This is a genomic window from Pseudomonas sp. Z2-11, assembly GCF_054161305.1.
This window is the reverse complement of the sequence record NZ_CP096395.1, coordinates 5248586-5271355: the sequence shown is the minus strand read 5'-3', so window position 1 is coordinate 5271355 and position 22770 is coordinate 5248586. Positions and strand designations below refer to the sequence as shown.

Here is a 22770-nt window from a genome sequence, read left to right as displayed (position 1 = left end):
TGATGAGGTCGACAGGTTTCGGGTATCGCCAGCGTGGCATGGCCTTGCTGGTCAGCCTGGTCTTTTTGCTGCTGCTGACACTGATTGGTTTGTCATCGATGCAGAGCGCCACGCTCCAGGAAAAGATGACCAGCAGCGTCATGCAGCGCAACCAGTCGTTCCAGATGGCCGAGGCGGCGCTGAGGGTCGGGGAAAGCGCGGTGCAGGCAGAAAGTTATTCGCTGCCGGTCTGTACCGCGGCCCAATGCGCGCCACCGCCTGAGTCGGCAACAGTGACGGTGGCGGGGCGCTATTCGTCGTCGGGGGTGCTCTGGGTGGCCGCTGCCGGTGGGTTTTACGGCGTGCAGAATATCGGCACAACCGTTACGGCAGTCAACGTGCCGCTCAATACCTCGGCGACGCTGTACCGGATCACGGCGGTGGCGGTGGTGGGCAACAACCAGCGCAGCGTAGTGGAGAGCATCTATGCGAAATATTAGGGTGCTTCGAAGCTGGCGACAGGCGTTGTGGGGAGCGTTGCTCAGCCTTTACCTGACGGCCCCGGCCTATGGATTCACACCGTCGGAATCACCGCTGTTGAGTGCGGCGGCGGTGACGCCCAACGTGATGCTGCTGATCGATGATTCGGGGAGCATGAACAACATTATCTGGGCGGCGGGGTTTGATCCGGCGGCAACGCAACCACCGATTTCTATATGCACTGACGACAGAAGTTGTAGCAGCAGCAATAGGGCGCTGCTTGCGGCAAACGACGGGAACGTCTTGCTTGCGAGTCTGTTCCGCGGCGATTGTTTAAATGGCTGGTATGGCTTCTACCGAACTGGCTTTGGTCAGGTTTGCCTGCGGTTACCCGATCCGGTTGGCGGCGAGAATACTCGCTACACAGCTAAGTACTTATCTTATCTAGTCACCCTTGCCAACGGTTCAAGCCGGGACTTCACCAACGGCTCAATCCCGAGAGACTATCGAATAAACGTAGCAAGGAATGTTTCGACTGATCTGGTCGGCAACAATCGCTCCCTGCGCATCGGCCTTGCCACTTTCAATTCGCCCAACAGCTTCAATTCCGGCCCTGGCGGCTATATTGCTCGTGCGATCAGCGATCTGTCGCCGGTAAGTGGCAGTGTCACCCAGACGCAGGCGAATACTAACTACAGCGCCTTGATCAGCGCCATAAACGCGCTAGGCGCCGTCGCCAATACGCCGCTGGCTGAGAGTTACTACGAAGTCACTCGTTATTTCAGAGGTATGGCGCCTTATTACAACAACACCCCAAGTACCTATACCAGCCCGATTCAGTACCGATGCCAGAAAAATTTTGGCGTGGTGATCACTGATGGTTTGCCCACTTTTGACCGAACGTTTCCTACCGATGATCCGTCCGGGGGGAGCCGCTTGCCAAACTGGGATGGCATCAGCGCCAACGATGGCGCCGATCCCAAGGGGGACGGAGAGGGCGACACGCTGTACCTGGACGACATTGCCAAATTCGCCTTCGACATCGACATGCGTTCCACCGGCACCGACGTCACCGGGAAAAGCTGGGATGGAGCCGAATTCCGCCGACAGTACCTCAATACCTACACCGTCGGTTTTGCTGTCACCAACCAGATGCTTTCCGACGCTGCTCGTTACGGTGCGGGCAAATATTATCCGGCCACCGACAGTGAAGGCCTGAACTCGGCCCTGTCATCGGCCCTGAGCGACATCACCTCCAAGGCCGGTTCGGGAGGCGGCGGCACCAGCAATGGCGCGACGCTCTCCAGCACTTCCAGTTTTTACCAGACCACCTACGACCCCAGGGACTGGCGCGGCACCATCAAGGCATTCGGCTTCAATTCCACTGGAACGGTGAACACCGCAGCAGCGCAGTGGACCACTGACACCGCTATCGTTCCCGGTGCCACACCGCCGCTCTACCAGTCCTGGAACACCGCGACCAACGTGCCGGTGACCCTGGCCTACGGCAACTTTTCGCCGGCCCAGCAAACCAGCCTGAGCCAGGGCCTGCCCACGGGGATCACCGGCAGCGATCTGGTGGAATGGAGCAAGGGCGTCAACAAGACCGGGCTCAAGGTGCGCAGCGTCCTGCTGGGGGACATCATCAATTCGCCGCTGGCCCTGGCCTCGCCCAATGACCAGACCGCCTCGGACCTGCTGAACGACACCAGTTACAGCAATTACCTGACGACCAAGGCGGCAAACATGAGCAGCAGCCTGGTGGTGAATGGCAATGATGGTTTCTTCAGTGTCATCAACAGCGCCAACGGAGCCCGCCGTTACGCATATATGCCGTCGACCGTGCTGCCTTCATTGCAACTCATCGCTGATCCCGGCTACATCAATGGCGTGAGTCATAAATTCCTGGTGGACGGGCAGGTTGCCGTATTCGATGCGCAACTGGGCAGCGTCTGGAAAACGCTGGCCCTGGGTGGCACAGGCGCGGGCGGCCGGGCGTTTTACGCGGTGCAGCTGTTCGATGCAGCGGCAGGCAATGCGATCCGGGCCTTGTGGGAGATCAGCGCGCCGACCATCGCCAACGCAGCCAATGCCTTCAATGACCTGGGCTACGCCTATGCGCGCCCTGAAGTCGCGCGCCTCGCGGACGGTCGCTGGGCGGCGTTCATCGCCAATGGTTATGGCAGTAATACCGGCGTGGCGGCGCTGTACGTGGTGGACGTTCGCGACGGCTCGCTGATTCGCAAGATAGTCGTCAACAGCCCCGACACCAATAACGGCCTTTCGTCAGTCAAACTGCGGGTCAACGCCCAGAACATTGTGCAGGCGGCCTATGGTGGGGACCTGAAAGGACGGATGTGGAAGTTCGACCTCAGCGCAACTTCCCCGAACACCTGGGGCCTGGCGTTTGCCGGCCAGCCGTTGTTCACCGCTCCAGGTGGGGCGACACAGCCGATCACCGCGCAACCGTTGCTGGCGGAGAACCCCCAGGGCGGCATCCAGGTATTTTTCGGCACGGGCAAGTTCAATGAGTCGGCGGACAAGCTCAACAAGGACCTGCAAGGGTTCTATTCAATCTGGGACGCCAGCGGTGGCGCCGGGCAGATCACCGTAGCGAACCTGCAGGCCCAGTCGATCACCAGCATTTTTTCCGGTGCCACCGGGCAATTCGTGACCACCAGCCAGAACAACGTGGCCTATCCCACGCAAAAAGGCTGGTATCTGCCGCTGATATACAACAACGCGTTGACTGGCGAACGGGTGATCAACCCGGCCAGCCTGGTACTTGGGCGTGTGGTATTTACCACCGCCGCCGTGGACACCACTGATCCATGTGCGAGCTTTGGTACGGGCAAACTGATCGAAGTGGATGCGTTCAACGGTAAGATGCTCAACTACGCGGTGCTCGATACCAACAACGATGGTTCGATCAATACCCTCGACACGATTTCCGCTGGCGTGGTGTTCACAGGGGGGATCCCGACCTTGAGTGCCGTCGTCAGCGCCAATGGAGCAACCAATATGGTCGTGAATGACTCCGGTGGTGGAATCACCGACCTGCTGACCAAGTCCGTCGGTGGCAGCCGTCGTATCATGTGGCGGCAAATACAGTGAGGTAAGGCATGCGCAAATCCAACCGGGGTTTCACCTTGATCGAAATCATGATCGTCATCGCGATCATCGGTATCGTGATCACCATCGGCTATCCGAGCCTGACCGAATACATGAAAAAGGGACGCCGGGCCGAAATCGCCGGATTGCTGTCGGAACAGGCGCAAATCCTCGAACGTCACTATTCGAAGACCAACGTCTATACCAACGCGACTGGCCTGAGCAGTGGCAACGATTTCTACACTATTAACCTGACGCCGACGGAGCAGAGCTTTACCCTGACCGCACTACGCAGAAGTGGCTCGTCCATGGCGACGGACAAGTGCGGTGATTTTACGATCGACAACACGGGCAGGCGGGGCAATATCAACTCCGCTGCCGGCGTGACCACCAAGGATTGCTGGGGTCGTTGAGATTTTTATCCGGGTGCAGACGAGCGCCCTCTGTCTTGTGAGTCGAAACAGAACATGACCAGGCAACAGCAAGTGGTGATAGTCGGCGGCGGAGTCATCGGCCTGCTGACGGCATTCAATCTCGCCTCCGAAGGCCAGCGGGTGGTGCTGCTGGACCGCTCCGGCGTTGGCCAGGAATCATCCTGGGCCGGCGGCGGTATTGTTTCGCCGCTGTACCCATGGCGCTATAGCCCGGCGGTCACCGCGCTGGCCCACTGGTCGCAGGATTTTTATCCACAGCTGGGCGAGTCCTTGTCTGCAACGACCGGAATCGATCCGCAAGTGCATGTCACCGGCCTATATTGGCTGGACCTCGACGATCAGACCGAAGCACTGGCCTGGGCCGAGCGGGAAGGGCGCCCGCTGCGGGCTGTGGATATCTCCGCGGTCCATGATGCGGTTCCGGTATTGGGCTCGGGCTTTTCCCGGGCGATCTACATGGCCGATGTGGCGAACGTGCGTAATCCGCGGCTGGTGAAGTCGCTCAAGGCTGCATTGCAGACGATGCCGAATGTCACACTTCATGAGCATTGCGAAGTCAGCGGGTTCATTCGCGACGGTGAGCGCGTCAGTGGCGTGAGGAGTTCAGCGGGGGAGATACGCGGCGATCAAGTGGTTCTCGCTGCGGGTGCCTGGAGCGGCGAGTTGCTTGGAACGCTGGGGCTGGAGTTGCCGGTCGAGCCGGTGAAGGGCCAGATGATCCTGTACAAGTGCGCGTCCGATTTCCTTTCGAGCATGGTCCTGGCCAAGGGCCGTTATGCGATTCCGCGTCGTGACGGGCACATCTTGATTGGCAGTACGCTGGAGCATGAAGGCTTCGACAAGACGCCGACCGACTCGGCGCTGGAAAGCCTCAAGGCTTCGGCTTTGGAGTTGATCCCGGCGTTGGCCGACGCCGAGTTGGTGGGGCATTGGGCCGGGTTACGGCCAGGATCGCCGGAGGGTATTCCCTACATTGGCGAAGTGCCGGGGTTTGCGGGGTTGTGGTTGAACTGCGGCCATTACCGCAACGGCCTGGTGCTGGCGCCGGCTTCGTGCCGGTTGTTCGTCGACGTGATGCTGGGGCGTGAGCCGGTGATTGATCCTGCGCCGTATGCCCCGGCAGGGCGGCTGTAGGTTCGGCTCTCCCTGTGGGAGCGCAGCTGCGGCAGCAACCAAAAATCCCGTGGCGAGGGAGCTTGCTCCCGCTGGGCTGCGCAGCAGACCCAAAATCATTCAGCAAGGTGCATCTGGGAAACAGCAGGGTGTTTTTACGACTGCTGCGCAGCCGAGCGGGAGCAAGCTCCCTCGCCACAGGATGAGCGCTGGCTTCAATCCAACCCCAACTTCTTCAACCGATACCGCATCGACCGAAACGACAACTTCAATCTCTGCGCCGCTGCGGTGCGGTTCCAGCGGGTTTCCTCCAGGGCCTGCAGGATGACCTTGCGTTCGACGTCTTCCAGGTAGTCCTCCAGATTGTCGACCTGCATCAGATCCGGATTGCCCGCCTCGCCAGCCCCGCTGTGTTCGGCGAGACGCAAGTCATCGGCCTCGATCTGCTGGTGTTCGCACAGGGTGTAGGCCCGTTCGAGCATGTTCTCCAGTTCTCGCACGTTGCCCGGGAAGCGGTAGTTCTGCAGCGCTTTGAGGGCTTGCGGATGGAGCGTCGCCACTGGGCTCCCGGCGTTGGTGGCCAGGCGCTGGAGCATGTGGTTGGCCAGCAGCTCGATGTCTTCCCGGCGTTCACGCAAGGGCGGGACGCGCAGTTCGATGACATTCAGTCGGTAATACAAGTCCTGGCGAAAGCGACCGGCGGCGACTTCTGCGCCGAGGTCCTTGTGGGTGGCGCAGAGGATTCGTACATCCACCACTTCTTCCTGTTGCCCGCCCACCGCGCGCACGGCTTTTTCCTGGATGGCACGCAACAGCTTGACCTGCATCGCCAGTGGCAGGTCGGCGACTTCATCGAGAAACAGAGTTCCGCCGTGAGCCGCCTGGAACAGGCCGGGCTTGTCTTCGATGGCGCCGGTGAAGCTGCCTTTTCGATGGCCGAAAAACTCGCTTTCCATCAACTCCGTTGGAATGGCCCCACAATTGACCGGCACAAAACCCTGGTTGTAACGAGGGCCTTGTTCATGAATCAGGCGCGCCACCAGTTCCTTGCCGCAGCCTGATTCGCCGCTGATGTAGACCGGCGCCTGGCTGCGGGCGAGTTTTTCAATCTGTCGGCGCACGCTGCGCATGGGTGGCGAGTCGCCCAACAGGCAGCGCTCGACGGTCGTACTCGGCGCAGCACCCGGCGACAGCCGCAAGGCGCTGCCGATCAGCTCTCGCAGCCGCCCCAGGTCGACCGGTTTGGTCAGGAAGTCGAAGGCGCCGGCCTTGAGCGCGTCGATAGCGACTTCCAGGCTGCCATAGGCGGTGATCATCGCCACCGGCAGTTGAGGAACGCGTTGCTGGATGTGTTGCACCAGTTCCAGGCCGGTGCCATCGGGCAGGCGCATGTCGGTCAGGCACAGGTCGAAGGTTTCACCTGCCAGCAGGGCTTGGGCCTCGGCGAGGTTCTTGGCGCTGCGGGTGTCGAGTTTCATCCTTCCCAGGGTGATTTCCAGGAGTTCGCGGATGTCCGGTTCGTCATCGACGATCAGGATTCGTTGCCGTGAGCGTGTATTCAAATCTGTTTCCGTCCGTGAGCAAAGGTGATGCGAAAGCAACCGCCGCCTTGGCGTGATTTGAAGTCTAGGCGGGCCTGGTTGCTTTCGCACAGCTCACGGGACAGATAGAGCCCGAGGCCGGTGCCCTGGCTGCTGGTGGTGAAGAAGGGTTCGAACAAGTGCGCCTGCTGCTCCGGCGTTACGCCAGGGCCGTTGTCGATGATGTCCAGCGTGGCCAGTTGACTGTGCGGGTCGACGAACAGCTTCAACCAGGCCTCGGCCTGTTCATGGACCATTGCGCTATGACACCAGGCGTTGCGCAGCAGATTGTCGAGCACCTGGGCCAGTTGGTCGGGGTCCATGAGTGTGATGTAGTCGCCCGGGTCGATGCTCAGGTGCAATCGCTGGGGTTCGGCCGCGTTTTCCCGGGTCTGCCGGACGAATTGCTCCAGCCATGTGCGTAAATCCAGGCGTTGCGGCGCGGTTTGCTGGCGGCGGGACAGCTGCAGGACGTTTTCGATGACGCGATTCATTCGTAGGGAGTGGTCTTGAATAATCTGCGTCAGACGTCGGTCGGCGTTGTTCAGTTCCTCGGATTCACCGAGCAATTGCGCGGCGTGGCTGATGGCGCCCAGAGGGTTGCGGATTTCATGTGAAATACCCGCGGTGAGGCGCCCGAGGGAGGCGAGTTTCAGTTGCTGGGCATGTTGGGCCACTTGGGCTAGGTCTTCGAGAAATACCAGGATCTGCTGCTGATCCAGAGGGCCGAGGGCGATGAAGCTGGGTTGCAGCGTCAGGCCGGTGCCGCTGATGGTCAGGCTTTGCGCACGCAGGCTGGGGTTGTTCCGCCACGATTGCAGCCGCTCGACCAGGGCGCTGGAATAATCGTCTATCTGCTGGCCGACCAGGTCGTGCATGCCCAGCAGGTTCAAGGCGCTTTCGTTGGCCAGTCGCACCCGGTGCTGGTGATCAAGCACCAGGATGCCGGTGCGCATGCGTTGCAGGATCAAGGCGTTGAGCGCTTCGAGGCTGAGCACTTCGCTGGCCCGTTGCTCGGCCAGGGTTTCGCTGGCTTCCAGGCGTCGGGTCAGGCCTTGCACCAGCAAAGCGGCGGCGAAACACAAGGCGCCCAGGGTGCCTGCCTGTAGATAGCTGCTGGGGCGGCTCGCGTCGCTGAGGCCGAGGACAAATGTCGAGCCGACGATACCAAGGGTGGCGACGGCAGCGATCAGCAGGCCTATTCGCCCTTTCAGCAAGGTATTGCCGATGGCTACCGAGACAATGATCAGGTTGCCGATGGCGCTGGGGGCGCCACCCGCGACGAAGAACAACCACGACAGCAGCAATACGTCGGTGAGCGCCAGCCCGAACAGCCGGGCAGGGCGACGCGTATTTTCAAGGAACACCACCAGCAGGATGTTCAGCACCAGATACAACCAGCTGCCGCTGCGCAGCAGGTCGTCGTTGGCGAACTCCAGCAGCCGGTTGTCCATGTTGCTGGTGATCAGCAGCACCAGTGTGATGCCGATGCTCAGGCGGTACAGGTGATAGAGGCGCAGCAGACGCTGCGCCTGTTTGACGCGGGGACGCGAGGCCTCAGCGATCACGAGTACCCGGGCCTTGCTCGAGGTGAGCCTGGCTGCAATACCATTGTTGGTCGAGGGCCAGCGCCCGGTCGCGCGGCAGGTGCACCCCGCACTGGGCGCAACGCACCATGGGGCGCGCGTCATGGTCACGCGAGGTGTTCGATGTGGCGGAGGTCGCCTTGAACTTGCGCCACAACCATATCGCGGCGGCAATCAGGGCGATCCAGAACAGTAAACGAAGCATGATGGGCGGCTTTTTGGCTAGAGATCAGGCAGTTTAGCCAAGGACAGGAACGGCGCACAGCGCAATAAAATGCAGGCATGAAAAAGGGAGACCCAGGGTCTCCCTTTTTATGGTGCCTTGGCTTTCAGTCGAACATGCCGAAGGTCATGTAGCTGAACCAGGAGCGATCGCTGGATTCGCTTTCCGGCTCTTCTTCTTCGATCACGTCGCCATTTTCGTCCTTGGGCTTGAGCTCGTTCGGAATGGCTTCCTTGGCGTCCTGGAACTGGCGCTGGACGTCCTGGTTGGCGCGGGTTTCGCCCGGCGGCAGCGGCGGACGGGATTCGATCAGGCCTAGGGTCGCCTTGCTCAGCCACGAACGGTTGTCGGCTTCATCGACCCGCGGGGTGAACTGGCCATCGACCAGCGATGGGTGATCGGGGTAGTTCAGCTTCAGCGTTTCCAGGCTCGTGGCCGCGAGGTCATCCAGGTGCAGGCGCTGGTAGGCTTCGGTCATGACAGCCAGGCCGTCGCCAACCGATGGGGTTTCCTGGAAGTTTTCCACCACGTAGCGGCCACGGTTGGCGGCAGCGACGTAGGCCTGGCGGGTCAGATAGTAGTCAGCCACGTGGATTTCGTAGGACGCCAGCAGGTTGCGCAGGTAGATCATGCGCTGCTTGGCATCAGGCGAATAGCGGCTGTTGGGGAAGCGGCTGGTCAGCTGGGCGAACTCGTTGTAGGAGTCGCGCGCGGCGCCCGGGTCACGCTTGGTCATGTCCAGCGGCAGGAAGCGCGCCAGCAGGCCGACGTCCTGGTCGAAGGAGGTCAGGCCCTTGAGGTAGTAAGCGTAATCGACGTTCGGGTGCTGCGGGTGCAGACGAATGAAACGCTCGGCGGCGGACTTGGCAGCTTCCGGCTCGGCGTTCTTGTAGTTGGCGTAGATCAGCTCCAGCTGCGCCTGGTCGGCGTAGCGACCGAACGGATACCGTGACTCCAACGCCTTGAGCTTGGCGGTGGCGCTGGTATAGCTGTTGTTATCCAGGTCGTTCTGCGCCTGTTGGTACAGTTCGACTTCGCTCAGGTTTTCGTCTACGACTTCCTTCGACGAGCAAGCAGCAGTCAATGCGAGGATGGCGATCAGCAGCAGGTGTTTCACTTGCATGGCGGCTTGCGTCCCTATGACGGCCGCTGTCTTGGGCGGGGCCGTCCTGTTATGATGAGCGCCCCGTTGAAAGCCTCGGGGCAAAAGACGCCGTATTTAACCACAAGCGCGCAGCCGAAACCAAAGGCTGTGCCGACGCCCAGTCCGAGCATGTCCGATAAAATAGAACTTCGCGCAGAGGTGCCGTCCGAATTGGGCGGCCAACGCCTCGATCAAGTCGCCGCCCAACTCTTCGCCGAGCACTCGCGCTCGCGCCTTTCCGCCTGGATCAAGGACGGTCGCCTGACAGTGGACGGGGCGGTGATCCGTCCGCGCGACATCGTCCATGGCGGCGCCATCCTCGAACTGACCGCCGAGCAGGAGGCCCAGGGAGAATGGGTCGCCCAGGATATTGCCCTGGACATCGTCTACGAAGACGACGACATCCTGGTGATCAACAAGCCCGCGGGCCTGGTGGTCCACCCGGCGGCCGGTCACGCCGATGGCACCCTGCTCAACGCCTTGCTGCACCATGTGCCGGACATCATCAATGTGCCCCGCGCCGGGATCGTGCACCGCCTGGACAAGGACACCACCGGCCTGATGGTGGTCGCCAAGACCATCCAGGCGCAGACACAGCTGGTCACACAGCTGCAAAGCCGCAGCGTCAGCCGCATCTATGAATGCATCGTGATCGGCGTGGTCACCGCCGGTGGCAAGATCAACGCACCGATCGGCCGTCACGGCCAGCAGCGCCAGCGCATGGCGGTGATGGAAGGTGGCAAGCAGGCGGTCAGCCATTACCGCGTGCTGGAGCGTTTTCGTTCGCACACGCATGTGCGGGTCAAGCTGGAAACCGGCCGGACCCACCAGATTCGCGTGCATATGTCCCATATCAACTTCCCGTTGGTGGGCGACCCGGCCTATGGCGGTCGTTTCCGCATTCCGCCGGCCGCGAGCCAGACCATGGTCGAATCGTTGAAAAACTTCCCGCGCCAGGCGCTGCACGCGCGCTTCCTGGAGCTGGATCACCCGACGACCGGTAAGCGCATGAGCTGGGAATCGCCGTTGCCGGATGACTTCGTCTGGCTGCTGACGCTGCTCAAGCAGGATCGCGAGGCGTTCATCGGATGAGTGACTGGCTGATACCCGACTGGCCCGCGCCGGCCCGGGTCAAGGCCTGTGTCACCACCCGGGAGGGCGGCGTCAGCCTGGCGCCGTTCGATAGCCTCAACCTCGGCGACCATGTGGGCGATGAGCCTGCGGCCGTCGCTGAAAACCGTCGTCGCCTCACCGATCGTTTCGCCATGCGTCCGGCCTGGTTGCAGCAGGTCCACGGTATTGACGTGGTCGAAGCTGACCCGGCCGAGGTGGCTGTCGCCGATGCCAGCTGGACCGCCACGCCGGGTATCGCCTGCGCGGCAATGACGGCCGATTGCCTGCCTGTATTGTTCTGTAACCGCGCCGGCACCCGCGTCGCGGCAGCCCATGCCGGTTGGCGCGGGTTGGCCAACGGAGTCCTGGAAGCCACCCTCGATCGTCTGCAAGTACCGGCCGAAGAAATCCTCGTCTGGCTCGGCCCGGCCATCGGCCCGCAAGCGTTCGAAGTCGGGCCGGAGGTGCGTGAGGTTTTTGTTGCGCACTTGCCCGAGGCGCAACAAGCCTTCATGCCCAGCCACAATGCCGGGAAGTTCCTGGCGGATATCTATGCGCTGGCGCGGCTGCGTCTGGCGGCTCGCGGCGTCACCGCCGTGTACGGTGGCGGCCTGTGCACCGTGACCGATCCGCGCTTCTTTTCCTACCGTCGCAACGCCCGCACTGGTCGCTTCGCTTCCCTGATCTGGCTTGAACGCTAGACTCTGCTGATCTGCATCAACCGCGCACTGCTTGAATCTTCCAGAATCGGCCACATCTATAGCGGTATCTGGCAGGTTTCTTCATTCAGGATGTTTTTTCCAGGTCCGGCCTGCTCATTAGGAAGGTGACCCATGCGTATTGATCGTTTAACCAGCAAACTGCAATTGGCCTTGTCCGATGCCCAATCCCTGGCCGTCGGCCTCGACCATCCCGGCATCGAACCGGCGCACTTGATGCAGGCCATGCTCGAACAGCAAGGCGGTTCCATCAAGCCACTGCTGATGCAGGTGGGCTTTGACGTCAACAGCCTGCGCAAAGAGTTGGCCAAAGAACTCGACCAACTGCCCAAGATCCAGAATCCGACCGGTGACGTGAACATGTCCCAGGATCTGGCGCGGCTGCTCAACCAGGCCGATCGCCTGGCCCAACAGAAGGGCGACCAGTTCATTTCCAGCGAACTGGTGCTGCTCGCCGCGATGGACGAGAACAGCAAGCTGGGCAAGTTGCTGCTCGGCCAGGGCGTGAGCAAGAAAGCCCTGGAAAATGCCATCAACAACCTGCGTGGTGGCGATGCGGTCAACGACCCCAACCACGAGGAAGCGCGCCAGGCGCTGGACAAGTACACCGTCGACCTGACCAAGCGCGCCGAAGAAGGCAAGCTTGACCCGGTGATCGGCCGTGACGATGAGATTCGCCGCACCATCCAGGTCCTGCAGCGTCGCACCAAGAACAACCCGGTGCTGATCGGTGAACCTGGCGTGGGCAAGACCGCCATCGCCGAGGGCCTGGCCCAGCGCATCATCAATGGCGAAGTGCCCGACGGCCTGCGGGGCAAGCGCTTGCTGTCCCTCGACATGGGGGCGCTGATCGCTGGCGCCAAGTATCGCGGCGAATTCGAGGAACGGCTCAAGGCCTTGCTCAATGAACTGTCGAAGCAGGAAGGGCAGATCATTCTATTCATCGACGAATTGCACACCATGGTCGGGGCCGGCAAGGGCGAGGGCTCGATGGACGCCGGCAACATGCTCAAGCCTGCGCTGGCCCGTGGTGAGTTGCATTGCGTTGGCGCGACCACGCTCAACGAATACCGCCAGTACATCGAGAAAGACGCGGCCCTGGAGCGGCGCTTCCAGAAGGTGCTGGTGGAGGAACCGAGCGAAGAAGACACCATCGCGATCTTGCGCGGCCTGAAGGAGCGCTACGAGGTTCACCACAAGGTGGCGATCACCGACGGCGCGATCATCGCGGCAGCGAAGCTCAGCCATCGCTATATCACTGACCGGCAATTGCCGGACAAGGCCATCGACCTGATTGACGAGGCCGCCAGCCGCATCCGCATGGAAATCGATTCCAAGCCTGAGGTACTGGATCGTCTGGAGCGGCGTCTGATTCAGCTCAAGGTCGAGTCCCAGGCCCTGAAAAAAGAGAGCGACGAGGCCGCGAAGAAACGCCTGGAAAGATTGCAGGAAGAAATCGTCCGGCACGAGCGCGAGTATTCCGATCTCGAAGAAATCTGGAATTCGGAGAAAGCCGAAGTCCAGGGCTCGGCGCAGATCCAGCAGAAGATCGAGCAGTCTCGCCAGGAACTCGAAGCGGCCCGCCGCAAGGGCGATCTCAACCGCATGGCCGAGCTGCAATACGGGGTGATTCCGGACCTTGAGCGCAGCCTGCAGATGGTCGACCAGCACGGCAAGAGCGAAAACCAGCTGCTACGTAGCAAGGTCACCGAAGAGGAAATCGCCGAGGTGGTTTCCAAGTGGACCGGCATTCCCGTGTCGAAAATGCTTGAAGGCGAGCGCGACAAGCTGTTGAAGATGGAAAGCCTGCTGCACCAGCGCGTGATCGGCCAGGAAGAAGCCGTGGTGGCGGTCTCCAACGCCGTGCGTCGGTCCCGTGCCGGGTTGTCGGACCCTAACCGTCCGAGCGGCTCGTTCATGTTCCTCGGCCCGACCGGCGTGGGCAAGACCGAGCTGTGCAAGGCGCTGGCTGAATTCCTCTTCGACACCGAAGAGGCCATGGTGCGCATCGACATGTCCGAGTTCATGGAGAAACACTCCGTGGCCCGCTTGATCGGTGCGCCGCCAGGCTATGTCGGCTACGAAGAGGGCGGTTACCTGACCGAGGCCGTGCGGCGTAAACCCTACTCGGTGATCCTGCTCGATGAGGTCGAGAAGGCCCACCCGGATGTGTTCAACATCCTCTTGCAGGTGCTTGAGGACGGTCGCCTGACTGACAGCCACGGCCGTACGGTGGATTTTCGCAACACGGTGATCGTGATGACCTCCAACCTGGGCTCGACGCAGATCCAGGAACTGGTCGGCGATCGCGAGGCGCAACGCGCTGCGGTGATGGACGCGATTTCCACGCACTTCCGTCCCGAGTTCATCAACCGGGTGGACGAAGTGGTGATCTTCGAGCCGCTGGCCCGTGATCAGATCGCCGGTATTACCGAGATCCAGCTGGGTCGCCTGCGCAGCCGTCTCACCGAGCGTGAGCTGAAGCTGCAACTGAGCGACGAGGCGTTGGACAAGCTGATCGCGGTGGGTTACGACCCGGTCTATGGCGCACGGCCGCTGAAACGGGCCATCCAGCGTTGGATCGAAAACCCGTTGGCGCAGTTGATTCTGTCCGGCCGCTTCATGCCCGGCGAAACCGCGACCGGCACCGTGGAAAACGACGAGATCGTCTTCAACTGAAAGCCGCAACAGCCGGTGATTGAAATGGCCTCGCCTGGCGAGGCCATTTTTTTCATCAGGCCGTTGAACTCAAAGGAAAAGGCTTGTAAAGTGCGCCCCGCAGTACGTCACCCCAAGGGCGACTTCTCACTGAGAAGGAATCCAAAATAAGTTGCAAATCATTGTCTTGAAAGCAATTTAAGGGGTTGACAGAGGTTTTTAAGATTGTAGAATAGCGCGCCTCAGACACACGAACGCAGCGATGCAAACGGGTCGAAGAGGTTGCAGCAAGCTTCAACGCTGTAGCGGTAAATAGCAGTAACTTGAAATATCAGTTCCGTGATAGCTCAGTCGGTAGAGCAAATGACTGTTAATCATTGGGTCCCAGGTTCGAGTCCTGGTCACGGAGCCATTTCAATCGGGGTATAGCGCAGTCCGGTAGCGCGCCTGCTTTGGGAGCAGGATGTCAGGAGTTCGAATCCCCTTACCCCGACCATATTTGGGTCGTTAGCTCAGTTGGTAGAGCAGTTGGCTTTTAACCAATTGGTCGTAGGTTCGAATCCCACACGACCCACCATTTTTGAAACCAGTTCGCTGGAATCGAATCTTAAGATCAGAGGCCAAAAGCGCTGATCGAGGAAGGCGACTTGCGAAGGTCGCCTTTTTTTTACCGGGGTATAGCGCAGTCCGGTAGCGCGCCTGCTTTGGGAGCAGGATGTCAGGAGTTCGAATCCCCTTACCCCGACCATATTAAAAATCCTCGTATCGAAAGATACGGGGATTTTTTTTGCCCGCCGGAAAGCCTCTTGCCTTCAAGTCATCATACAACTTGCCGATAACCCGCCGACAGGGGCATGAACGATCGCCCTCTCTTCAGGCCGATAACAAGAAAAGGCGCCCGTTATGTTTCTTCGTCAGTTGAATATCGCCCCCCGTGCCGCGCTGGGTTTCGCCTTGATCGCCGTGCTGGTGGCGCTGCTCGGCGTATTTGCGCTGGGGCAGATGTCGAGTATTCGCGACAGCGAGGTCGCGGTGGAAACCCAATGGCTGCCGAGCATCCGGGGCGGCGACGAGATCCGCGAATTGATGTTGCGCATCCGCACCATTTCCCTGCGCATGGCCCTGGATGAAGACCCGAAGAACATCCCGGTGTATCGCGGGCAGATGGATACCCGCGACAAGGAACTGAGCGAGAAAATCGCCAGTTACGACAAGCTTGTGGTGACACCGGAAGGCAAGGCGCTCTACGAGCAGTTCAAGCAGACCTTCACCGCCTACCGCGCGGGGATCGCCCAGTCATTCACCCTGGCGGAGCAGGGGCGGCGGGATGAATTGATCAAGTTGTTGCTGGTGGACATGAAAACCGTGGTGGATGGCTCGGGCAAGCAGCTCAACGACCTTGCGCAACTGTTCTCCAAACAGGTGTCCATCGAGAGCCAGAAATCCCAGGAGCACTACGCCAACTCGCGGATGATCGTCAGTCTGTTCGTGGTGCTGGCGGCTCTGGCCACGGTGGTCCTGGCAATGTTGCTGACCCGCAGTATCGTCAAGCCGCTGGGCGAGGCGCTGACTGCCGCGGAGAGTGTGGCCCGCGGTGACCTGACCCGGCCGATCGAGACCCATGGCAATGATGAAGTGAGTCGCCTGCTCAAGGCGTTGGCCACCATGCAGCAGAACCTTCGGCAAACCCTGCAGGGCATCAGCGGCTCGGCGACGCAACTGGCGACCGCTGCCGATGAATTGAACGCCGTCACGCTCGACAGCACTCAAAGTCTGCAACAGCAGAACAACGAAATCGAGCAGGCCGCCACTGCGGTCACCGAAATGACTACCGCCGTGGAAGAGGTCGCGCGCAACGCGGTGTCCACCTCCGATGCGACACGCCAATCCAGCGAGTCGGCGATGTTGGGCCAGGAACGGGTCAGCGATACCGTCAACGCGATCAGCGCCCTCGCCAGCGATGTGCAAATCACCGGCGGCCTGGTGCAATCCCTGGCCAGCCAGTCCCAGGACATCGGCAAGGTGCTGGATGTGATCCGGGCCATTGCCGAGCAGACCAACCTATTGGCGCTCAACGCGGCCATCGAAGCGGCGCGGGCGGGAGAGAGCGGCCGTGGTTTTGCCGTGGTCGCCGACGAAGTCCGGGCATTGGCCTATCGCACGCAGCAATCGACCCAGGAAATCGAGCAGATGGTCCAGGGCATGCGCAGCGGTGCCACCCAGGCCCTGGATTCCATGCAGGCCAGCTCCAGCCGTGCGGCCAGTACCCTGGCAATGGCCGAGCGCGCGGGGGAGGCGCTGCAAACCATTACGGCGTCGGTGCATCAGATCCATGAGCGCAACCTGGTGATCGCCAGCGCGGCCGAAGAGCAGGCGCAGGTGGCCCGCGAGGTGGATCGCAACCTGGTCAATATTCGTGATTTGTCCGTGCGCTCGGCCACTGGGGCCGACCAGACCAGCGCGTCCAGCCATGAACTGTCGCAGTTGGCGAACTCGCTGCGCACGATGGTGCAGCGGTTTCAGGTTTGATCGAGATTAAGTACTGACTGTACCGCCCTCATCGCGAGCAAGCTCGCTCCCACAGGATGACCGCGATCAACTGTGGGAGCGAGCTTGCTCGCGATGACGGTGGATCAGTCAGCACCAATACTGCTGATCCAGCACAATCGTCAGTAAGGCCTCAATGCAACTTCAACCGAGGCTCGGTCCCACGCCCGATCTTGCTGCCCAACATCAGCATCGCCGTGCGGAACATGCCGTAAAGCGCCATCTGGTGCATGCGGTACAGCGACACGTAGAACATCCGCGCCAACCAGCCCTCAAGCATCACGCTGCCGGTGAGGTTGCCCATCAGGTTGCCGACTGCCGAGAAGCGCGACAGTGAGATCAGCGAGCCGTAGTCGGTGTATTTGTAGTCAGGCAGGGCCTTGCCTTCGATCCGCAGCTTCAGCGATTTCGCCAACAGCGAGGCTTGCTGGTGCGCGGCCTGGGCGCGGGGCGGAACGTTGCGGTCGCTGTCCGGTTGCGGGCAGGCGGCGCAATCGCCAAAGGCGAAGATATTCTCGTCGCGGGTGGTCTGGAGTGTAGGCAGCACCTGCAACTGATTGATCCGGTTGGTTTCCAGGCCGTCGATGTCCTTGAGGAACTCCGGCGCGCGAATCCCGGCGGCCCAGACTTTAAGGCTCGCGTCGATGACTTTGCCATCCGCGGTGATCAGGCTGTCGGCGGTCACCTGGCTGACGGCCGCGTTGGTCATGACCTTGACCCCGAGTTTTTCCAGAGTCCTGTGCACTGGCCCGCCGATCCGCTCCGGCAGTGCCGGCAAGACCCGTGGACCGGCCTCGATCAGAGTGATGTGCATGTTTTCCGGTTTGATCCGGTCCAGTCCATAGGCGTGCAATTCGTGGGCGGCATTATGCAGCTCGGCTGCCAGTTCGACACCGGTGGCGCCCGCGCCGACAATCGCGACGCTGATGCGCTCGACCACGTCAGTCTGCCCGGCATGGGCGCGCAGATAGTGGTGCAGCAACTGCTGATGGAAGCGCTCGGCCTGTTTGCGAGTGTCGAGGAACAGGCAATGCTGCGCCGCGCCCTCGGTGCCAAAATCATTGGTGGTGCTACCGACCGCGATCACCAGCGTGTCGTAGCCCAGCTCGCGGGCCGGCAACAACTCCAGGCCTGCTTCGTCGTAGGTGGCGGCCAACTGGATGCGCTTGCGCTCACGGTCCAGGCCGCTCATGCGCCCGAGCTGGAACTCGAAGTGGTTCCATTTCGCCTGGGCGACATAGTTGAGTTCGTCTTCGGAAGAATTCAGGGAACCGGCGGCCACTTCGTGCAGCAAGGGTTTCCAGATGTGGGTCAGGTTCGCGTCGACCAGCATCACACTGGCCGTGCCACGCTTGCCCAGAGTCTTACCCAGACGGGTAGCCAACTCCAGACCGCCGGCGCCGCCGCCAACGATGACAATACGATGAGTCATGGGGATATCTCGCAAGGCTAAAGGAATTCGGTGCCGTCACCCGCGCGAGCATCAATCGGCTCATAGCGTCAGGTAACTGATCAATCGGCTCAATAGGCCCAGGCCAATCGTGATGGCCAGTACCACCACCAGGAGCATCCACGGCCGGAAAGGCCGGCGCTCGACTCGGTGCTGGGACAGTTGCAGGTACTCTTCGACATGCTTCTGGTCTTCTGGGTTCAGGCGACTGGTCATAAAGGCCTCGTCAGGTAGACGTTGCGAAAGGTGCAGACGTTACAGCGTCCGGCTATCCGGCATTAAAAGCAGCGTAGCCGGTTGCCGGGACGGGCTCGACGATCAGGCTGTCGTCCAGGCGAATGATTCCACTTTTTAACACCCGGGCGGTGATTCCGCCATGGCCGCGTACGGCCTGGAACGTGCCTTCGCCAAGATTCCGCTCAAGTCGCGCGCAGGGTTGGCACCAGCCAGTGGTTTCGAAGATCGCCTGGCCGATGCAAAAGCGCCGGCCCTTGAGGCTGAACAGGTTGATGCCGCTGACCACAATGTTGCGGCGCTGCTCCTCGGGACGCACCGGTTGTTCCTCGGGACGGCCCATCAGCGAGCTGATCACGGCCAGGTGTTCCCATTGGATCAATGTCACTTGCCGCGCATTACGCACGCCTGGGCGAGCGTGATCGCCGGTCAGGCCGGCTTCCAGTCGTGCCTCGACGGCGTCCAGCTCGATCATCGGTGCATGCCCTGCGGGGCGCACGCCGATCCAGCGTACCCGGCCCCGCTGCGGCACGGCGGCGATCAGTTCCTGTAACGGGCTCAAAGGCTGATCCCCACATCGAAGACGATGCTGCGGCCCAGGTTGCCCCGCAGGAAGTCGGGTGCATCGGGATGGGCGAACAGCACGCGGGCAAAGGTCGGGCCCACCAGCGACAACGAGCGCCACCCTTGGCGCAGGTACTCGGTGGGCGGCGGGAAATGGCTGTTGAGGTCGAGGACCTCGCGCTTGAGGCTGGCGAAAGCGATGATATCCAGTTCCCCCAGGTCCATGCCGCGCTCGGTGTAGTTATGGGCTTTCTTGCGCAGGGTCGGGGCCAGTCTCATCAGGAACTCGTTGGCCGGAATCCGTCTTGGCTTGGCCTCGCGACGCACCAGTTGGCTCAGGGAAAAGGCGCTACGGCGGCGTTGCAGTTCGTCGCGCCATTCATCATTGAGACGACGGCCTTCATCGAGGACAAAAAACACTTCGAAATTGGCGTCGCGAAACAACACGTCCGGCGGCTCCCCGGCGGGCGCGAACTCATCGGCGCGATAGGGCACGTTGAGCCCTTGCAGCAGGCGCTGGCAGACCCAACGCTCACGCTCCCATTTGCGGGCATTGGAGAGGAAGGCGTTGGCTTGCTCGGCCGCAATGGTCAACAAGCGTAAATAATCGGAATCATCCATGAGCCCAAGCTTAGCGTTCAATTGTGCTCTGAGAGAATATGTCTGTCCTGACAGCTGCCCAGATCGGGGCGATTGTGATGAAAGACCTTCTCGCAAGCCGATGTGTTCGAGATGGATGACGTAGAGCACTGGGAGGAACGGCGAAGTAGATGGTTTGGCTTGAGAAGCCTCATCTTAACTTCGGGTGAATGACCTTTTGGGAAACGATAACTAGCTGCCGGGAGCTGAAGTCATCGAACAGGGAAAGGAATCAACAGGCCAAGGACTGGACCTCACTACTCGCGAGCTAGACGTCCTCTCCTGCATGCTGCAGGCCATGGGCTGCAAGCAGACTGCGCGACAACTCGGCATCGGCGAGCACACGGTGCGCAAGCACCGGGGCAACCTGCTGCGCAAATTCGGTGCGCACAATGCCGTGGAACTCGTCGCGCTCGCATTGGCAACCGCACCGCAGAGGATGCCCGCCGCATCGGACCCAGCCCGCGGGCGTTGGCCGCTCGGCTGACGGGCCGCGAGGTGACCGTCGCCCGGCTTGTTGTGCTCGGTTTGAGCAGCAAGCGCGTTGCGCGCACGCTGGGCATTAGTGACCTGACGGTGCGCAAGCACCGAGAAAATCTTCTGGGGAAGCTGGAACTGTGCGACACGGCCCAGCTGGCGGTGTGTTGGCCGTTGATTGCGCAAGCCCTTCAGGAAGCCGCGGCTCACGACGCGACCGATTGAGGTCGCTGCGCTGTCAATACGGCATCGGTGCCGTTGCCGGTCCGACGCAGCTGGTCGATGCTTCGTTTGCCTGCTCCTGGTGCCCTGACTATCCCTGATCGATTGGACAGAACCTGAGGCAGGCTTGCCCTTAACGGATTAACGATCTTCAAGGAGTTCACCATGCCTCGTACCCTCGTCGTTTCAGGAACAACGATGCGCAACTGGCCCCAAGTGCGCGTCTGGCAGCGCAATCATGGGCATTATATGGATGTCACTGGCCATTGGAGCTGGTCGAGTCAACCTCACCAGCATTATGAGGTCCTGGCTCTGCAAGGCGGCTCCTGGTGGGTGCCGGTGTCGACGACGCCGCCGCATGTATGGGGCGGAGAGACGCCAGTCACCGGCACCCAGCCCACCGGCGTGCAGCCGGTCGACCCGTACCATGTGGAGTTCCGTCCCACAGGCACCTACATCTGGATTCCGAATGGCAGCATCCCCGGGTATCTCACCCCGGGTGGCACCAGCAACACTGTGGTCTGCCAGGCGCCCGCCACCTATCCGCCGGTCAACGCCGGTGCAGTCTTGTCGCTCAAGCAACCCCCGTTGGCCACTCCGCATGAGCTTCTCGGTTCGGTGCTCGCGCTGGCTGACAACGAAAAACCGGTATTCCAGGACTCGGACGGCCTGATCTCGTTCGTGAACCTGTCGAGTTCGTTCGTCACGTCGAATCCGGAATTCAAGACCGGTCGCGCGGTCTGCGACAAGGTCTCCAACTTCTTCGCCACGTTGCGGATCAAGGTCTTCAAGGCCCTCAAGGACCACCCGGAAAAGGTTCTCCCTGGAGATAGCGTACCGACATCGCAATGGTCGGCATCGGTGACGCACTACATGCAGTTCATGCTGGCACAGGCCGGCGGGTTGACCAACTATCGCGTCACCACCGAGACCTACTCCTTCACGCAGGTGATCACGGAGTTCAACACGGCGTTCCTCAAGCTGGTCTTCGACGCGGTCACCGTGCCCGAAGCGGTGATTACGGACGTGACGGCCTTTATCTCCGGTGTGGGCAAGAGCCTGCGCGCGAGCTGGGACGACCGCTCGCGCAACTACGAGACCGCGATCCTCGCGCAGTGCCATGAGGCAGTGCCTACAGATAGCTCCGGCGCCACGACGGTGTACTTCCCGAAGATCAAGTATTACTACCTGTCCGTCGATTCGTCGCAGCAAGCGTTCACGTCGCCATGCAGCTCAGTGGAAAAGATCACCTTCAACTTCAGGTACGAGTACTACGTCACGGGGTTGAAGGCGTCGATCCTGGATTCGGAGTCAACCGACTACAAGAGCTTCGTCGCCTTCCTCGACAGAGCCCAGGGCATCTCGTATAAGGAGGCGACCAACAATCTGGACGCCATCCTGAACGATACGACGTCTCCCGTCGCGTCGCCGGCACTGGGTACACTGCTCGATGCCGAACAGATGCTTGGCGTCAACCTGGTCGAATATCCGCGCACGGCCGGCACGCCGCCACGGACTATCGAGACCCTGTTGAACACGCGCCAAGCGGTGTAAGGAGCCTCCGTCGCGCCGAGGGGCGCGACCAAGCGGCCGGCTGCTGCCCCCATCAGGGGCGGCGGCCGGCCTTTCCATTCCGGGGCTGAATGGGACCGTTTTTATCGCTCAGATCGACAAGCCCAAAGCGTTGCGTTGATTAATCGCGGTCGGGCGGGGGTGTAGAATGCCGGCTTGAATCTCAGGGCGATCATGGAGTCTCTGATGCAGGGGCACGCCAAAGGAGTACGTCGATGATCGGTGCCGAGTTGCTCTCCTCGCAGACCCTGGCGGTCGGCTGGTTGATCTACGTACCGGTGTTGGCCTGGGCGGTGGCAAAGGCACCGTGGGTCGAGCTGTTTACAGATAGTCGCCGCCAACATCTGCTGTTCGGCACGGTATTCGCGCTGATCCTGTTGTGGATGGTGCGACGGGATTTCGATACGGGGGTCTCGTACCACTTCATTGGCCTGACCGCCGTCACCTTGTTGCTGGACTGGCCGCTGGCGATCCTTGGCGGGTTATTTGCCCAGCTTGCGCTGGTGCTGTTGGGGCGCCAGGACATGATGGCCATCGGGGCTAATGGCGCGCTGCTGGTTCTCCTGCCGGTGCTGGTCACGGAATGCTGCGCGATACTGGTGGAGCGTGCCCAGCCGCGCAATCTGTTCGTGTATATCTTCTGTTCGGGATTCCTCGCCGCCGCCCTGTCGGCGCTGGCATGCCTGCTGCTGGGGCTTGGCCTGCTGTGGCATGACGGCATCTTCGCGATGCCTTATTGGCTGGAGGATTTCATCGGCTATCTCTGGCTGATGATCTTTCCCGAGGCCTTCATCAACGGCATGGTGGTCAGCGCGCTGGTGGTGTTCAGCCCCGAATGGCTGGAAACCTTCAACCGTACGCGCTACCTGTCGGCCCCCTGGAACGATGACGACAAGCCTTGATTCACTTCAAGGCTGCACCGCCT

Annotated in this window: 20 protein-coding genes and 4 tRNA genes; 16 read left to right on the top strand and 8 right to left on the bottom strand. The window is 61.0% G+C overall.

Features of this window, described 5'->3' with window-relative positions; genetic code table 11:
• Window positions 1-2 precede the first annotated feature (2 nt).
• From M1E16_RS23450 to thiO, 4 genes are read left to right on the top strand one after another with little or no spacing between them, the layout of a single operon-like run.
• The gene (locus M1E16_RS23450; RefSeq protein WP_458128509.1) at window positions 3-479 is read left to right on the top strand and encodes a pilus assembly PilX family protein; all 477 of its coding nucleotides are present in this window, start codon (window positions 3-5) and stop codon (window positions 477-479) included.
• Entirely contained in the window at window positions 466-3573 is a 3108-nt protein-coding gene (locus M1E16_RS23445; RefSeq protein ID WP_458128508.1) for a pilus assembly protein, read from the top strand. Before M1E16_RS23450 ends, M1E16_RS23445 begins: the two co-directional genes overlap by 14 nt.
• Window positions 3574-3581: 8 nt before the next feature.
• A complete protein-coding gene (locus M1E16_RS23440) occupies window positions 3582-3983 on the top strand; it encodes a type IV pilin protein (protein WP_458128507.1) in 402 nt (133 codons plus the stop codon).
• 54 nt (window positions 3984-4037) lie between these two features.
• Window positions 4038-5138, top strand: a complete 1101-nt coding sequence (gene thiO / locus M1E16_RS23435; RefSeq protein WP_458128506.1) for a glycine oxidase ThiO — start codon at window positions 4038-4040, stop codon at window positions 5136-5138.
• Window positions 5139-5332: 194 nt separating this feature from the next.
• Here the strand turns inward: thiO and M1E16_RS23430 are convergent, their stop codons facing one another.
• From M1E16_RS23430 to M1E16_RS23415, 4 genes are all read right to left on the bottom strand, one after another.
• Entirely contained in the window at window positions 5333-6679 is a 1347-nt protein-coding gene (locus M1E16_RS23430) for a sigma-54-dependent transcriptional regulator (RefSeq protein ID WP_458128505.1), read from the bottom strand.
• Complete coding sequence (locus M1E16_RS23425) at window positions 6676-8265, bottom strand: two-component system sensor histidine kinase NtrB (RefSeq protein WP_458128504.1); 1590 nt, start codon at window positions 8263-8265, stop codon at window positions 6676-6678. Before M1E16_RS23425 ends, M1E16_RS23430 begins: the two co-directional genes overlap by 4 nt.
• Complete coding sequence (locus M1E16_RS23420) at window positions 8255-8488, bottom strand: PP0621 family protein (protein WP_434601868.1); 234 nt, start codon at window positions 8486-8488, stop codon at window positions 8255-8257. Before M1E16_RS23420 ends, M1E16_RS23425 begins: the two co-directional genes overlap by 11 nt.
• Window positions 8489-8612: 124 nt before the next feature.
• A complete protein-coding gene (locus M1E16_RS23415; RefSeq protein ID WP_305498735.1) occupies window positions 8613-9629 on the bottom strand; it encodes an outer membrane protein assembly factor BamD in 1017 nt (338 codons plus the stop codon).
• 150 nt (window positions 9630-9779) lie between these two features.
• On the opposite strand from M1E16_RS23415, the gene rluD reads away from it, so the two are divergent.
• From rluD to M1E16_RS23375, 8 genes are all read left to right on the top strand, one after another.
• Window positions 9780-10742: a 23S rRNA pseudouridine(1911/1915/1917) synthase RluD gene (gene rluD, locus M1E16_RS23410; protein ID WP_434571746.1), complete on the top strand. Its 963-nt coding sequence runs from the start codon at window positions 9780-9782 to the stop codon at window positions 10740-10742.
• Complete coding sequence (pgeF, locus tag M1E16_RS23405; RefSeq protein ID WP_458128503.1) at window positions 10739-11464, top strand: peptidoglycan editing factor PgeF; 726 nt, start codon at window positions 10739-10741, stop codon at window positions 11462-11464. The genes rluD and pgeF overlap by 4 nt, the downstream gene beginning before the upstream one ends.
• Before the next feature lie 132 nt (window positions 11465-11596).
• Window positions 11597-14161, top strand: coding sequence for an ATP-dependent chaperone ClpB (gene clpB / locus M1E16_RS23400; protein ID WP_458128502.1), 2565 nt, complete (start codon window positions 11597-11599; stop codon window positions 14159-14161).
• 315 nt (window positions 14162-14476) lie between these two features.
• Window positions 14477-14552: transfer RNA gene (locus M1E16_RS23395), tRNA-Asn, on the top strand.
• A gap of 7 nt (window positions 14553-14559) precedes the next feature.
• Window positions 14560-14636, top strand: a tRNA-Pro gene (locus M1E16_RS23390).
• 5 nt (window positions 14637-14641) lie between these two features.
• Window positions 14642-14717, top strand: a tRNA-Lys gene (locus M1E16_RS23385).
• Between the two features lie 94 nt (window positions 14718-14811).
• Window positions 14812-14888 (top strand) — tRNA-Pro (locus tag M1E16_RS23380).
• 155 nt (window positions 14889-15043) lie between these two features.
• Window positions 15044-16669: a methyl-accepting chemotaxis protein gene (locus tag M1E16_RS23375; RefSeq protein ID WP_458128501.1), complete on the top strand. Its 1626-nt coding sequence runs from the start codon at window positions 15044-15046 to the stop codon at window positions 16667-16669.
• 151 nt (window positions 16670-16820) lie between these two features.
• Here M1E16_RS23375 and M1E16_RS23370 read toward each other — a convergent pair whose 3' ends face one another.
• Genes M1E16_RS23370 through M1E16_RS23355 form a run of 4 tightly spaced genes read right to left on the bottom strand, consistent with a single transcriptional unit; the run spans window position 16821 to window position 19556 of the window.
• Entirely contained in the window at window positions 16821-18119 is a 1299-nt protein-coding gene (locus M1E16_RS23370) for an NAD(P)/FAD-dependent oxidoreductase (protein WP_434571751.1), read from the bottom strand.
• A 60-nt stretch (window positions 18120-18179) separates the two neighbouring features.
• Window positions 18180-18353, bottom strand: coding sequence for a DUF3094 family protein (locus tag M1E16_RS23365; protein ID WP_076386361.1), 174 nt, complete (start codon window positions 18351-18353; stop codon window positions 18180-18182).
• Between the two features lie 52 nt (window positions 18354-18405).
• Window positions 18406-18933 (bottom strand): MOSC domain-containing protein, encoded by a 528-nt coding sequence (locus M1E16_RS23360; RefSeq protein WP_458128500.1) that lies wholly within the window; start codon window positions 18931-18933, stop codon window positions 18406-18408.
• Entirely contained in the window at window positions 18930-19556 is a 627-nt protein-coding gene (locus M1E16_RS23355; protein ID WP_030140261.1) for a DUF1780 domain-containing protein, read from the bottom strand. The genes M1E16_RS23360 and M1E16_RS23355 overlap by 4 nt, the downstream gene beginning before the upstream one ends.
• A 304-nt stretch (window positions 19557-19860) precedes the next feature.
• On the opposite strand from M1E16_RS23355, the gene M1E16_RS23350 reads away from it, so the two are divergent.
• The 4 genes from M1E16_RS23350 to M1E16_RS23335 all read left to right on the top strand — a co-directional run bounded on the left by M1E16_RS23350 (window position 19861) and on the right by M1E16_RS23335 (window position 22747).
• Window positions 19861-20061, top strand: coding sequence for a response regulator transcription factor (locus M1E16_RS23350; RefSeq protein ID WP_458128499.1), 201 nt, complete (start codon window positions 19861-19863; stop codon window positions 20059-20061).
• 11 nt (window positions 20062-20072) lie between these two features.
• Window positions 20073-20276 carry a LuxR C-terminal-related transcriptional regulator gene (locus M1E16_RS23345; RefSeq protein WP_458128498.1) on the top strand — a complete coding sequence of 68 codons (204 nt, stop codon included), beginning with the start codon at window positions 20073-20075 and terminating at the stop codon, window positions 20274-20276.
• Between the two features lie 162 nt (window positions 20277-20438).
• Window positions 20439-21827, top strand: coding sequence for a hypothetical protein (locus M1E16_RS23340; protein WP_458128497.1), 1389 nt, complete (start codon window positions 20439-20441; stop codon window positions 21825-21827).
• Window positions 21828-22060: 233 nt separating this feature from the next.
• Window positions 22061-22747 (top strand): energy-coupling factor ABC transporter permease, encoded by a 687-nt coding sequence (locus M1E16_RS23335; RefSeq protein WP_458128496.1) that lies wholly within the window; start codon window positions 22061-22063, stop codon window positions 22745-22747.
• The last annotated feature ends 23 nt before the right edge of the window (window positions 22748-22770 follow it).